The organism is Micromonospora sp. U21, assembly GCF_018070045.1.
GTDB lineage: Bacteria > Actinomycetota > Actinomycetes > Mycobacteriales > Micromonosporaceae > Micromonospora.
In genome coordinates, this window is the sequence record NZ_JAGPYK010000038.1 from 41,492 (window position 1) to 55,841 (window position 14,350).

Here is a 14,350-nt window from a genome sequence, read left to right on the forward strand (position 1 = left end):
GGTCGCTGGTGGAGCGGCGGCTGGTGAGCGGTGCTTCCGCAAGGCGGTTGCTCTGTTACGACTTTGTTTGCAAGGTATTGCAGATTGTTTCGGCAAGGGTTAGCGTGCGGCCAATCACGACCAGAGGAAGGCCGTCGATGAAACCCCCGCCGTCACCGCGTACCGCCCTGCTCGCCCTCGTCTCCCTGCTCACCCTCACCCTCGTCGGCAGTCCGGTCGCGGTGCGTCCAGCCGCTGCGGACCCCCGGCCCTCCGGCACCGACCCCCTCGCTGCCGCCGGCGCGGTCCAGTGGCGCGGCGAGCCCACCGCAGAGCAGCTGCTGAAGGCGGGCAGCGACAGCGCTCGCGCCGAGCAGTTCTACTTCGTCCTGCCGGACCGGTTCGCCAACGGCGATCCCCGTAACGACCGGGGCGGCCTCGCCGGTGACCGGCTGCGTACCGGGCTCGACCCCACCGACAAGGGCTTCTACCACGGCGGCGACCTGAAGGGCGTCATCGACAAGCTGGACTACATCCAGGGGATGGGCACCACGGCCATCTGGCTCGCCCCGATCTTCAAGAACCGGCCGGTGCAGGGCGCCGGTGACGACGTCTCGGCCGGCTACCACGGCTACTGGATCACCGACTTCACCCAGGTCGACCCGCACTTCGGCACGAACGAGGAGATGAAGCGGCTGGTCAAGCTCGCCCACCAGCGGGGCATCAAGATCTACCTCGATGTCATCGTCAACCACACCGCCGACGTCATCAGGTACGCCGAGGACAAGTACGCGTACGTGGACAAGGCGACCTCGCCGTACACCGACGCGCAGGGGCGGGCGTTCGAGGACCGCAACTACGCCGACGGCACCCGCGCCTTCCCGCGGGTGAACCAGGCATCGTTCCCGTACACCCCGACCTTCGCCGAGCCGAAGGACGCCACCGTCAAGGTCCCGGCCTGGCTGAACGACGCGACCATGTACCACAACCGGGGTGACTCCACCTTCGCCGGCGAGAACAGCGAGTACGGCGACTTCTTCGGTCTCGACGACCTGTGGACCGAGCGCCCCGAGGTGGTCGAGGGCCTGACCAAGGCGTACGGGGACTGGATCGGCGCGACCGGCGTCGACGGCTTCCGGCTGGACACCGTCAAGCACGTCAACATGGACTTCTGGCCGCAGTTCAGCCGGGGCATCGAGCGGGCGGCCGAGAAGGCGGGCAAGAAGGACTTCTTCATGTTCGGCGAGGTGTACAGCGCCGACCCGGAGATCAGCTCCAGCTACGTCCGGCAGGGTGGCCTGCCCGCCACTCTCGACTTCGCATTCCAGGAGGCCGCGCAGGGCTACACCGCCGGTGCCGGCTCGGCGAAGGCGCTCGCCGACGTGTACGCCCGCGACGACCTCTACGCCGCCCGGGACACCGACGCGGGCCGGCTCACCACCTTCCTCGGCAACCACGACATGGGCCGGATCGGCTCGTTCATCGCCGGCGGGGGCAGCGACCCGGCCAGCCACCTGCGCCGCGACCAGCTCGCCCACCAGCTGATGTTCCTCACCCGGGGCCAGCCAGTGGTCTACTCCGGCGACGAGCAGGGCTTCACCGGCCCCGGTGGGGACAAGGACGCCCGGCAGGACATGTTCGCCTCGAGGGTCGCCGACTACCTCGACGACGACCTGCTCGGCACGGACCGCACCCACGCCAGTGACCAGTTCGACGCCGCCCACCCGCTGTACCGGACCATCGCCGAGCTGGGCAGGCTGCGCCAGGCGCATCCGGCGCTGCGCGACGGCGTGCAGGTCACCCGGTACGCCGCCGACGGCCCGGGCGTCTTCGCCGCCTCCCGGATCGCCTCCGTCGACCGCACCGAGTACGTGGTGGCGGTGAACAACGCCGACACCGCGCAGACTGTCACCGTGGACACCTGGTCGGCCGGCGCCACCTTCACCGGCATCTACGGTTCGACCAGCACCGCCACCGCGGGCGCCGACGGCAAGCTGACCCTGACCGTGCCGCCGCTGTCGGCGGTGGCGCACCGGGCCGGCACGCCCGTCGCGCAGCCCGCCGGCAAACCGACCATCACCATCACCGCCCCCGCGCCGGACGCGCCGGTGGCCACCCGGGCCGCGGTCACCGCCCAGGTGACCGGTGACCCGCTGGCCACCGTGACCGTGGCGGCCAGGGTCGCCGGTGGCCGGTGGACGCTGCTGGGCAGCGCCGACCACGCTCCGTACACCGTGCAGCACGACCTGACCGGGCTGGCCGGCGGGACGCCGGTGGAGTACAAGGCGGTGGTCCGCGACGGGCGGGGCCGCACCGCGACCGCCCGGTCCACCGCCGTCGTCGGCACGCCGGAGCAGGGCGGGTCCCGGGAGTGGGCGGTGGTGCACTACCAGCGCCCCGCCGGCGGGTACGACGACTGGGGGCTGTACGCCTGGGGTGACATCGACCCGGCGTACGTCACCGAGTGGCCGAAGGGGCAGCCGTTCGCCGGGGAGGACTCCTACGGCCGGTTCGCCTGGGTGAAGCTCAAGCCGGGCGCGAAGTCGGTGAGCTTCCTGGTGGTCGACAGGAACGGCACCAAGGATGTCGGCGCGGATCGCAGCATCGACGTCACGCAGACCGGCGAGGTCTGGCTCAAGCAGGGCGATCCGGCGATCTATCCGACCCGGCAGGCGGCCACCGGTGAACCCGATCCGCCGGTCGAGGACGGCACCGCGGTGATCCACTACCGGAGGGCCGACGGTGACTACGCCGGCTGGGGCCTGCACCTGTGGGACGGTGCCGCCAACCCGACCGAGTGGTCCGCCCCGTTCGAGCCGACCTCGATCGACGCATTCGGGGCGGTGTTCCGGGTGCCGCTGGCTGCCGGGGCGACCGGGCTGAACTACATCATCCACCAGGGCGACACCAAGGACCTGCCGGACGACCAGCGGCTCGACTTCGCCAGCGCGGGCCGGGAGGTGTGGCTGCTCGCCGCCACCCCGGGCCGGCTGCTGCCCTCGACCGCGACCGGTGCCGGCCGGGACACCGACATCGCGAAGCAGAAGGCGCACTGGATCGACCGGTCCACCGTGGCTTGGCAGACCGGCCCGACCGACGGCCGGACGTACGCGCTGGTCACCGCGCCGACCGGCGGGGTCGGGGTGGCCGACGGGGAGCTGACCGGGACGTACACCACGCTGCCGCTGCGGGCGCAGCGTAACGGGCTCACCGAGGCCCAGCGCGCCGCGTTCCCGCACCTGTGGTCGTACCGCGGCTTCAACCTGGACCGGGGTGATCTGGCCAAGGTGCCGGCGGCGCTGCGCGGGCAGGTGCTCGTCACCGAGCGCGACGCCGAGGGTGCCCTGCTCGCCGCCACCGGCGTGCAGATCCCCGGCGTGCTCGACGACGTGTACTCCCGGGCCACCCGGGCCACCCTTGGGCCGACCTTCGCCGGCCGCACGCCGAGCCTGGCGCTCTGGGCGCCGACCGCCCGGACGGTGGCGCTGCAACTGTTCGACTCGCCCACCGCGCAGCCCACGACGGTGCCGATGCGTCGCGACGACCGCACCGGCGTCTGGTCGGCACGCGGTAGCCACGCCTGGACCGGGAAGTACTACCGGTACCAGGTGCAGGCGTGGCAGCCGGCGGCGCAGCGGATGGTCACCGCCTCGGTGACCGACCCGTACTCGGTGGCCCTGGCGGCCGACTCGACGCACAGCCAACTGGTCGACCTGAACGACCCGGCGTTGGCCCCGGCGGGCTGGCGGACGCTGCGCAAGCCGGCCCCGGTGCCGGCGGCGAAGGCGCAGGTGTCCGAGCTGTCGGTGCGGGACTTCTCGATCGCCGACGAGACCGTGCCGGCCGAGCGGCGGGGCACGTTCCTCGCCTTCACGGATCCGAAGACCGCCGGGATGACCCACCTCAGGGCGCTCGGCGACGCCGGCGTCACCCACCTGCACCTGCTGCCGGCGTTCGACTTCGCGACCATCCCCGAGAAGCGGGCCGACCAGCGCCGGCCGGGCTGTGACCTGGCGGCGCTGCCGCCGGATTCCCAGGAGCAGCAGAAATGCGTGGCGGCGGTCGCCGAATCCGACGGCTACAACTGGGGCTACGACCCGCTGCACTACACCGTGCCGGAGGGCGGCTACGCGGTCGACCCGGCCGGCGCGGCGCGGACCACCGAGTTCCGGCGGATGGTGGCCGGGGTGAACGACGCCGGCCTGCGGGTGGTCATGGACGTGGTGTACAACCACACCTCGGCGGCCGGCGCCGACGCGAAGTCGGTGCTCGACCAGGTGGTGCCCGGCTACTACCAGCGGCTGCTGGAGGACGGCACGGTGGCCAACTCCACCTGCTGCGCCAACACGGCGCCGGAGCACGCCATGATGGGCAAGCTGGTGGTCGACTCGCTGGTCACCTGGGCCCGGCAGTACAAGGTGGACGGTTTCCGGTTCGACCTGATGGGTCACCACCCGAAGGCGAACATCCTGGCCGTGCGCAGGGCGCTGGACCGGCTGACCGTGGCCCGCGACGGGGTGGACGGCAGGTCGATCCTGCTCTACGGCGAGGGCTGGAACTTCGGCGAGGTCGCCAACGACGCCCGGTTCGTGCAGGCCACCCAGGCCAACATGGCCGGCACCGGTATCGGCACCTTCAACGACCGGCTGCGCGACGCGGTGCGCGGCGGGGGGCCGTTCGACGCCAACCCTCGGGCGCAGGGCTTCGCCTCCGGGCTCTACAGCGACCCGAACGGTGATCCGGTCAACGGGTCACCGGCGGAGCAGAAGGCCCGCCTGCTGCACGCCCATGACCTGATCAAGGTGGGGCTCACCGGCAACCTGCGTGGGTACCGGTTCACCGACTCCGCCGGGCGGCACGTCACCGGGGCGCAGGTGGACTACAACGGCTCGCCGGCCGGCTACACCGCCGCGCCGGGGGAGGCGGTCACCTACGTCGACGCGCACGACAACGAGATCCTGTACGACGCCCTGGCATACAAGCTGCCGCAGGACACCGCCGCGTTGGACCGTGCCCGGATGCAGGTGCTGGCGTTGGGCACGGTGGTGCTGGGTCAGGGCACCGGGTTCGTCACCGCCGGCACCGAGCGGCTGCGGTCGAAGTCGCTGGACCGCAACTCGTACAACTCCGGTGACTGGTTCAACCAGATCCGTTGGGGCTGCGAGGGTGGCAACGGGTTCGGTGCCGGCCTGCCGCCGGCGCAGGACAACGAGGACAAGTGGCCGTACGCGAAGCCGCTGCTGGCCGACCCGGCGCTGGTGCCGGACTGCACGGCGATCGAAACCACCGAAGCCCGGTACGCCGAGCTGCTGCGCATCCGGGCGTCCTCGCCGGTGTTCGGGCTGAGCACCGCCGAGCAGGTGCAGCAGCGGGTGGCGTTCCCGCTGTCCGGGGCGCAGGAGACCCCGGGCGTGTTGACGATGACCCTGAACGCCCGTGGGCTGGGCGGGACGTGGAAGTCTGTCACCGTCATCTTCAACGGCACGCCGGCGGCGGCGAAGCAGACGCTGACCGGTCTGCGCGGGGCGGACGTGGCGCTGCACCCGGTGCTGGTGGACTCGGCCGACCCGGTGCTGCGGACGGCGTCGTTCGACGCGGCGAGCGGCACGTTCCACGTGCCGGCACGCAGCGTGGCGGTCTTCGTGCAGCGCTGACCCGAACGCGGGCTGGCCCCCTCCGCTCTCGCGGAGGGGGCCGGCCCTTCTGCGTCAGCCGATCCTTACCGCAACGGACGCAGGGCGGAACAGACCGGTCCTTACGCCGCAGAGGATCTGAATCAGCCAATTACTGCATCTCACGTCCTAGATGTTACGAAACCTGGAAAGTCCTCTTGTTCGGCATGAATCCGCCTAACGTTCGTCATAGCTCGTCCTCCTGAGCCGACCAGAAGGGAATGAGGAACATGTCGATGAGGTTCTTGACCAAGCTCGCCGGCGGAATGGTGTTGGGCAGCGCCGCGCTACTGCTCGCCGCGCCCGCCACCGCGCTCGCCGCGCCCGACGACGGGCCAACCAAGCAGCCGAAGGCCTCGACCCAGGGGCAGAAATCGAAGAAGTCAGACGACAAGCCCAAGACATTCGACCTGAAGGACAGGGACGGGAACGGGGTCACCTGCGCGACCACCAGGCAGATCAACGAGCAGAACATCTCCAATGTCGTCAAGGACAACACCATCGAGGACAGCGTCGTCACCTTCAACCTGAGCGCCGCTCAGTCGGCGACGAACGACACCAGAACCCAGCCCAACACCATCGTGGTCTGCATCCGCGACCTCGAGGTGGAGGTGGACGTGGAGACCGACCTGCTCGGCGACCTCCTCAGGATGGTCGAGGCCAGTCTCGGCCCCGCTGGGTCGCCGGGGGGCCAGCCTGCCGGCAACACCGCCGCGGCTGGCGGCGCGTACGCGGGTCCGGACGGAGCCTGGGTGCTCCCGAGCACGGCCGGCGTCGCGGCCGGTGACGGTGGCGCGTTCTCCGACACCAACACCGGGGTTCTGACGGCGGCCGGTGCCGGCATGATGGGCGTGGGCGTGCTCGGTGGCATCGCACTGCTGCGTCGGCGGTCGGCCAATGGCACTGTCGCCTAGGGCGGCCAGGAGCGCCAGCGGCCGCCACGGTTTCCCGTGGCGTGCCGCTGGCCTCGTCATGGTCGTCCTCGTCACGCTCACCGGAGCAGGATTGATCGTGCACGCGGCCACGGCCTCCGATCCGGTCGGACCGCCACCACAGCCCGACCCCGCCGCCGCACCGCTGTCCCTGCTGTCACCGTTGGCGAACGAACCCACCACACCAGATCCGACGCCGAGCAGAGCCAACGCGTCGCCGACCACCGGGGCGACCCACGGCGAGGCGGGTAGTGCTCGCGGCCGCCTCGAGAACAATTCCAGGTCCGCCGCGACCAGCCCGTCTCCCTTACCGACGTTGGCCGGGATGCCGCGATCGCAACCCACCCGCATCAGGATCCCGCGGATCGGCGTTGATGCGCCGACGACTCCGCTCGGGCTGGACCGGAACCAGCAGATCGCGGTCCCGCCGTTCAACCAGCCCGGTACGGCCGGGTGGTACAAGCTGGGACCGAGTCCCGGCGAGACCGGGACCGCGGTGGTGGTGGGCCACGTCGACTCACGCGCCACCGGGCGAGCGGTCTTCTTCCGCCTGGGCGCGCTGAAACCGAAAGACACCATCGAGTTGCTCCGCAAGGATGGCAAGAAGGCTCGATTCATCGTCGACGGCGTGGCCCGCTACCCGAAAACCAAGCTCCCGCTGAAGCAGGTCTACGGTCACACCGGCAAGGCGCAGCTCCGGGTGATCACCTGTGGTGGCAACTACGACAAGGCAACCAGGTCGTACAAGGACAACATCGTGGTGTTCGCGACGCTGGTGCTATGACCTCTTGGCTCCCTGTCCCTCGTCGGTGGTGAGCTGCGAGGGAGGGCCGCGATGCGTGTGCGCAGCCGCCGTGGATCGTGCCGGACGGGCTGTGGCAGCGCATCGAGCCGTTGCTGCCCAAACATATCCGGCGGAAACGCGGCGGCGATGTCCAGGAAGCCTTCCTCGCGTCATCGCGTCCGACACGTTGCCCGAGCTTTGTTAGGACCTCTTATAGCAGCCGAAGGCATGTTCGCCTCAAAAACCCGCAAAGCGCTCCGAACTAACATGAAGCTCTCTTATGTTCGTGGTGGCTCGTCTTCCGGAGCCGACCAGAAGGGATGAGGGGCATGTCGAAGAAGTTTCTGACCAAGCTCGCCGGCGGGGTGGTGCTGGGCAGCGCCGCACTGCTGCTCAGTGCGCCCGCCGCCGCACTCGCCGCGTCCGACGGGGAGTACGGGGAGTCCAAGGCGACGGACCGCAACGGATTCGTCTGCGCGACCAACGAGCAGCTCAACGAGCTGATCGCCGCCAACATCATTAGCGACAACGACATCGAGGACAGCGAAGTCACCTTCGAGCAGTCCGTGACGGTTGACGCGACGAACGAGAACAGAACTCAGCCCAACACCATCATCGTCTGTATCCGCGACATCGACGTGGACGTGGACGTGGAGGACTAGGAGCTGCTCGAGTCGCTCGAGGGTGCCGGCATCAACGGGGCCGCTCGTGCGGCTCGCCGGTGGGCCAGCATGCCGGCAACGCGCTCGGTGGCATCCCACCGTTGCGTCCTGGCCAGGAGCGCCAGCGGCGGTCACGGTTTCCCGTGGCGTGCCGCTGGCCTCTTCTTTGTCGTACTTCTGATGCTCACCATGCAGGATGATCCGGCTCCCGGCGACACCGGCGGTGCGCGGTGCCGTGGACACTGTGGCACAGAGAACTGTGGAAGACCTGCTCGGTCGGCCAGCATCCGCCGATCCCCACGGCGCTACGAGCCACCCGCCTGAGCCCTGAGCGGCTACCTGGCACGACAACTCATCCAGCCGGACGTGTCACGTGGTCGTGGGCCGTTTCGGTGACCCGAACGCGGTCTTGGTCGTCGACGAGACTGGAGACCTGAAGAAGGGTGTGCACTCGGTCGGGGTGCAACGCCAGTACATCGGCACCGCCGGCCGGATCGAGAACGCGCAGGTGGGGGTGTTCTGCGGCTATGCCAGCCGGCATGGGCACACGCTGATCGACCCCAGGGTCTACCTGGCGGTGTCCTGGACTGACGACCGGGACCGCTGCCATGCCGCCGGGGTCCCCGACGAGGTTGAGTTCTCGACGAAGCCCGAGCTGGCCGCCGACATGATCACCGCAGCCCTCAACGCCGGCGTCCCGGCCGGATGGGCGGCCGCGGACGAGGCCTACGGCAACAGCAGCGTCTTCCGCGCCCACCTGCGTGAACAGCGGCTGGGCTATGTCCTGGCCGTGTCTTGCAGTCACCTGGTCCCCCTCGACGGTGGCAAGACCTGGGTTCGGGCTGACCGGGTCGCCGCCGAGCTACCGGCCTCGGCGTGGCAGCGCCACAACGCGGGAGTCGGGTCGAAAGGGCCACGCTTCTACGACTGGGCCTGGCTCGACGACGTCTGCACCGACGCCGCCCCCGACGACGGCGGCCACCAAAGCCTGCTCATCCGCCGCAACACCACCAGCGGTGAGCTGGCCTTCTACCGCTGCTGGACCCCCAGACCGGCCACCCTCGCCCAGCTCGTGCGGGTCGCGGGCATCCGCTGGACAGTCGAGGAAAGCTTCCAGGCCGCCAAAGGCCAGGTCGGCCTCGACCAACACCAGGTTCGCCGCCGGGACTCCTGGCACCGGTTCACCACCCTCGCCCTGGCCGCCCTCGCCGTCCTGGCGAACTGCGCCGCCGACGCGATCCCCGACGATCCCACCGACACCGGGCTGATCAAGCTCACCGTCAAGGAGATCCGCCGGCTGATCAACACCCTCGTACTCCGGCCAATCCGCGACCTCGCCCACCATCTTGCGCTGGTCACAGTGGCGACGCCGCCACCAAGCCCGAGCCCGACAAGCCCATTACACCCGACGCCTCAACCTCGAACTCCAGCCATGATCTCGAACGACGGCTGCCGTATACGGCAGCCGCCGTTCGAGACGCCGCTGGTGGGGTGGACGTGGCGCGGCCACCGCGTGATCCTTTGTATGTTGTGGACATCACTTCAGATCTGACGGTGGCCGCAGGCCACAGCGTCGGCCCTGCGGGTTGGGGGACTGCCCGATTAAGGGCTCGCGCAGAATGGTGGTGATCATGGGCGGCGGGTGGGGCGGGTGTCCCACCGGTAGAGGGTCCATGCTCGCCTGATCAGGCTACGGACGGTAATGATCGGGTCGGCGAGGTCGAAGAACGCGTCGATGACCTTCTCGGTTCGTTCGTAGCAGCGTTGTAGCCGGTTGAACGCGTTGTGCCAGCTGTTCGTTCGTTCGTTCGACGTGCCATCGTTGGCTCGCTTGGATTGGTGCCTTGTCGCCCTTGTGAGCAATCTTGCCGGTCAGGCCGCGTTCGGCCAGCAGCGTGCGGGTGACCGCCGAGTCATATCCGGCGTCGAGGTGCACCGTGAGGGTCTCGGGGAGTGGGCCCAGGTCGCCGAGCCGGTCGAGAGTGGGGGGCCAGCAGCGGCGAGTCGTGCCGGTTCGCGCCGGCCAGGACCCGGCCGAGCGGAAGGGCCGTAGCCGTCGACCATCGATGAGCGTTTCATTCCCTGCTTGCCCCGGTCGACTGGGGACCGTCCGGCGACCTCACCGCCGCCGGAGGCCTTGGTGATACAGCCGTCCACGGCGATGTCGTCCAGGAGCAGGCCGACAAGCCGGTCGGAGGCGTCCACCGCGATCTGCTTGAGCTGGGCGATCACCCCGGCGGCGATCCACTCGTCACGGCGGCCGCGGATCGTGGCGGCCGAGCAGGTGGCATCGGCGATCGCCTCGTAGGAACAGCCAAACCGCAGCACCTAAACCAGCTTGTTGAACACGATCCGGTCATCGATGCGTCGGCGGTGGCAGCCCAGCGGGTGTGTCGGGGCGTAGACCGGCCGATCGGGAAGCAGCGCGGCGAACTGGTCCCACAGGGGGTCACTCAGCCGTGATGGCAACACGGGCACAGACACTCCAATGATCACGCGGCGTTAGCACCTGCATGATCGTTGATGTCTGTGCCCGCTTAGCTACCAGCACCGCTCAACTGACCTATTTGCGCGGCCTCTAAGATCGGCCAGTCTCTTTCAATTGACGCAGTGGGGGACGTTGGTGCAGTTCCTCGGTTCGTTCTTCTTGATGATGGTCGTATCAATGCGGACGGCTCCGTTGTTGTAGATGCCGCCGGCGCCGCGGGTCGCGCTGGCGACGTTGCCGACGATCGTGCTGTTGTCGACGTCGAGGACGCCGTCGTTGTCGTTGTAGATGGCGCCGCCCTGTTCGGCGTGGTTGTCCTTGAACCCGCTGTCGGGAAGATCCAGGGTCCCGCCGTTGAACAGGCCGCCGCCGTTGTCGCCGGCGGTGTTCTTGATGAAGAGGGCGTTCCTGATGGTGGCCCCGGCGGTGCTGTCATGGAAGACGCCGCCGCCGTTGTTGGTGGCCTTGTTACCGCCGATGATGACGCCCTCGAGCAGCATGGCGGAGTTGCCGTCGTTGGAGATGCCGCCGCCATCGTTGCGTGCCTTGTTGCCGGTGATCATGCTGTGGGCGATGGTGGCGGTGCCGTCTTCCGCGTTGGCGATGCCCCCGCCGTTGCCTCCAGCTTGGCAGTTGCCAGCAGCAATGTTGCGGCTGATGCGCGAGTTGTCGATGGTCATCTCACCGGCGTTGTAGATGCCTCCGCCGTTGCAGGCACGGTTGTCGGCGACGATGCTGGCGCGAAGTTCGAGTTCGCCGAAGTTGGCGATGCCGCCGCCGTTGCCGGTAGCCGAGTTACCGACGATCATGGAGTTCTCGATGACGGCCTGGCCGCCCGGCTGGATCAGAATGCCGCCGCCGTCGGCTGCTCCGGTGTTGTCTGGGGGGCCGGTCAGCCGGCCGCCCGTGACGGTGACGCCTGTCAGCGTCAGCTCGCCGCCGGGGTTGACTGTAATGATCCGGAAACCTTCGGAGAATGTTGAGCCGTCGCCGAGGATCGTGATCCGCTTGTCGATGACGGGGAAGCCCCCGTTGCCGGTCTGCCCGGTGACCTTGGCCGTGCTCTGCGCGGCGAACGCGTAGGTGCAGTTCCGGGCCAGCTTGAACACCCCACCGCTGGCCCTGTTGGCCCTGTTCAACTCCTCGATCAGCACGCCGGTGTCACACGGCACATCCTTGGCGTTCGTGGCGTCGGTACGGTGCCTGGGGTCCCCGCCACTGGCGTCCTGGCCGTGGCGTGCGGCCCGACCCTCCCTGTCCGCGCCAACCTCGCCCCGACCGTCGTCGCGACCCAGAGCGTCGTCGTCAACGACCTGCTCGGCCGTGGACCACTCCGGGCTCGCAATACGGTCGGCACCTGCGGCACCCGCGCTCGCGGCGGGGACGCCGAAGAGGCCCACGACGCTAGTCAAGCCCGCCGTACCGGTGGCAAGCCAAATCTTGCGCCGGCTCGTCGGCGCGCTGTTTTGGGTCTCTTGGCGAAGGTAGTTGGGCATCGGGCTCTCTGCCTCTCCTTGGATCAGACAGGGTCGCTCAATCACGGTGGGCTTCCCTGGCCACAATCGGTTGTAGCGGTCGATACCACCGTAGGTCTTGTCTTCTTCTTTTGTCGGACATATGTGAGTGAAACCCACGTTGCGGGTGGTGGGCGGCTAAACCGGATGAGGCGGACGGCGACGGTGCCAACCGTTACATGCGTATGAAATCGGCGGATTCGTGACAAGTACGGGCTAATGCGACAGCCGCCCGGACTGGATCATGGCTGGAGTTCGAGGTTGAGTGGGCGTGTTTAGTGGGCTCGCCGGGCTTGGGGTTGATGGCGGCGCCGCCACCGTGACCAGCGCAGACGATGGGCGAGGTCGCTGATCGGGCGGATGATAAAAGTGTTGATCAGGCGGCGGATCTTGTTGACGGTCGGCCTGATGGCCGAGAGGTCAGCGCGGGTTCAATGAGGGAAAGTCACCCGCAGCAACGCGTAGCGCGCCAAACGGTGCTCACCGCCGAGCGCGCAGGGTGGAGCCGAGGGGTTCCGTGGCGGCTTTGGATGGCGACGACCCGGGGGCGGGTATGCCTTGCAGGCCAGGCTCGGCCCGAGCGCTACCCATGATCTGTTGCCGAATTGTCCTGTACTTGGATCAAGGCGCTCTGCGCGGCGCGGGTCGGGCGCGGCAACCGGCTTCTGCGGAGCCGCCGCCGGTGCCACAGCGCCGGGGCGGGAAGCCAGCCGGCCCGAAACCCACGCCCCGCCTCGCGCGTCGGCCGCGGGTCTGTGAGGCGACAAAGTGACGAGTCCCGGATGACCATGGTTCAGGCAGGCATGCCTTCACCCGTTCTCCGCGATCACGAGGCCCAGGGGAACCGGAGCCCTCCTCGGGGCAGACAGCCAACACCAAGCCCGCACCAGCCACTACCGCCAACGCGGCTACCCGCCATAACTGCCGTTGCCCTACTGATATGTAGAGCAGTTTGTCAAGAGGGAAGGCGGGGATGGCGTCCGGAGAAGAGGGCTCCGGCCGCTGTTCTGCGCTGTGGGCCAGGCGGTGCGGTCGGTCGTGAGCGTGTCGTTTGCGACGCGCGGTCAGACTGATGTACGCGGGTTGGTTGCCTGCAGGACGGGCTGTTCGGCTGGAGCGTCGCGCTGGTCTAGAAAGTCGAGCGTGGCACCGCGAAGCGTTGCTGCTCTTAGTACTGGCGCGGGTTCGCTCCACGCGCTGCCACGTCCGGCCGGCACCGCCTGGCTGCTCATGGGTGCTGCGTTGGGTCAGTCGTCGAGGACCGCCAGGGACCAGCACTATCCGGCCAGCTCGCGAGCGACGGCGACGTTGGCGATCACGGTTTTCTTCTTCCGGGCGACGAAGTTCTCCCACCGCTGATGCAGCCGGTGATTGCCGGCGTTCCCGCGCGCGGTGGCCGCGGGTGAGGCGAGTTTCCACCGGGCCCGCATTGTGGCACCGGGGTTGCGGTAGGCGCGGCGGTGGTGCCAGGCGGCCTCGACGAGCAGCCGCCGGGCGTAAGTGTTGCCAGCCTTGGTGATCGAGCCCTGGGTACGTTGCTGCCCGCACGACGATTCGGTCGGGACCAGGCCGAGGTAAGCGCCGATCGTGGCCCCGGTGAACCGATGCCAGTCGCCGACCTCCACCGTCAGCCCGAACGCGGTCAACGTGGACACCCCACGCAGGCAACCCAGCCGCCGCACGATGGCGGCGTATTCACCGTTGGCGGCCATCTCGATGATGGCCTTATCGAGGCGGTCACGGCGGTCCGAGGTGAGCAGCATGGCATCCAGGTCGGTATCGAACGCGAGCTGGATGCCACGCTGGTCGAACCGCTGACCCCGAAGCCACGTCTCGTGGACCCCGTTCCACGGATGAGCACCGGAGTCGACGATGCCGTTACGCAGCAACAGCTTGGACACCCGGTGCCGGCAACGCATCAGATCACCCCGGGCATCCTCACGGGCCCGCACGAGGTCCCGGGCCGCCTCCTGTTCGACGCTGGGAACCCGGACCTGCACGATCTCGTCCATCCGCAGCAACCGGGCCAGCAGCAACGCATCCCGGGCATCGGTCTTGATCCGATCGCCCGCCGGCCGCTGCAGCTTCGACGGCGCCGCGACCACGCACCGCACCCCGACCGCGACCAACTGCCGGGCCAGGTCGAACCCGGTCGGGCCGGCCTCGTACGCCACCGCCACCGGCGCCGGCAACTCCCGCAGCCAGACCAGGACCGCCTCCGCCGACGGGACAAGCCGCCGCCGCATCACCTGCCCGGTCACCGTGTCCAGAGCGCAGGCCACGATCGACCGCGCGTGCACGTCCAGACCAACACTCGTA

Annotated in this window: 6 protein-coding genes and 2 pseudogenes; 5 read left to right on the forward strand and 3 right to left on the reverse strand. The window is 68.9% G+C overall.

Translation table 11 applies throughout. The features are described 5' to 3' along the window. Positions 1-137 precede the first annotated feature (137 nt). The 5 genes and pseudogenes from pulA to KBX63_RS30845 form a co-directional block, all read left to right on the forward strand. On the forward strand, positions 138-5,633 hold the full coding sequence (gene pulA, locus KBX63_RS30825) for a pullulanase-type alpha-1,6-glucosidase (RefSeq protein WP_210917338.1): 5,496 nt from the start codon (positions 138-140) through the stop codon (positions 5,631-5,633). A 254-nt stretch (positions 5,634-5,887) separates the two neighbouring features. Continuing rightward, the gene (locus KBX63_RS30830) at positions 5,888-6,565 is read left to right on the forward strand and encodes a hypothetical protein (RefSeq protein WP_210917339.1); all 678 of its coding nucleotides are present in this window, start codon (positions 5,888-5,890) and stop codon (positions 6,563-6,565) included. Continuing rightward, positions 6,549-7,367 carry a class F sortase gene (locus KBX63_RS36920; RefSeq protein WP_210917340.1) on the forward strand — a complete coding sequence of 273 codons (819 nt, stop codon included), beginning with the start codon at positions 6,549-6,551 and terminating at the stop codon, positions 7,365-7,367. Before KBX63_RS30830 ends, KBX63_RS36920 begins: the two co-directional genes overlap by 17 nt. Positions 7,368-7,696: 329 nt before the next feature. After that, on the forward strand, positions 7,697-8,029 hold the full coding sequence (locus tag KBX63_RS30840) for a hypothetical protein (protein ID WP_210917341.1): 333 nt from the start codon (positions 7,697-7,699) through the stop codon (positions 8,027-8,029). Between the two features lie 370 nt (positions 8,030-8,399). Beyond that, positions 8,400-9,581: pseudogene (locus KBX63_RS30845) on the forward strand (IS701 family transposase); the annotation flags it as partial. Between the two features lie 77 nt (positions 9,582-9,658). Here KBX63_RS30845 and KBX63_RS30850 read toward each other — a convergent pair. From KBX63_RS30850 to KBX63_RS30860, 3 genes and pseudogenes are all read right to left on the reverse strand, one after another. Continuing rightward, positions 9,659-10,507 (reverse strand): annotated as a pseudogene (locus KBX63_RS30850) (IS5 family transposase). A 120-nt stretch (positions 10,508-10,627) separates the two neighbouring features. Next, positions 10,628-12,151: a hypothetical protein gene (locus tag KBX63_RS30855; RefSeq protein ID WP_210917345.1), complete on the reverse strand. Its 1,524-nt coding sequence runs from the start codon at positions 12,149-12,151 to the stop codon at positions 10,628-10,630. 1,157 nt (positions 12,152-13,308) lie between these two features. Continuing rightward, a partial coding sequence (locus KBX63_RS30860; protein WP_210917348.1) for an IS110 family transposase occupies positions 13,309-14,350 on the reverse strand: 1,042 nt, incomplete at its 5' end.

What these genes read in the sequence shown, in the direction of transcription:
- KBX63_RS36920 (WP_210917340.1), top strand. Translation starts at nt 6,549, where the DNA reads ATGGCACTGTCGCCTAGGGCGGCCAGGAGCGCCAGCGGCCGCCACGGT.
- KBX63_RS30830 (WP_210917339.1), top strand. Translation starts at nt 5,888, where the DNA reads ATGAGGTTCTTGACCAAGCTCGCCGGCGGAATGGTGTTGGGCAGCGCC.
- KBX63_RS30840 (WP_210917341.1), top strand. Translation starts at nt 7,697, where the DNA reads ATGTCGAAGAAGTTTCTGACCAAGCTCGCCGGCGGGGTGGTGCTGGGC.
- pulA (WP_210917338.1), top strand. Translation starts at nt 138, where the DNA reads ATGAAACCCCCGCCGTCACCGCGTACCGCCCTGCTCGCCCTCGTCTCC.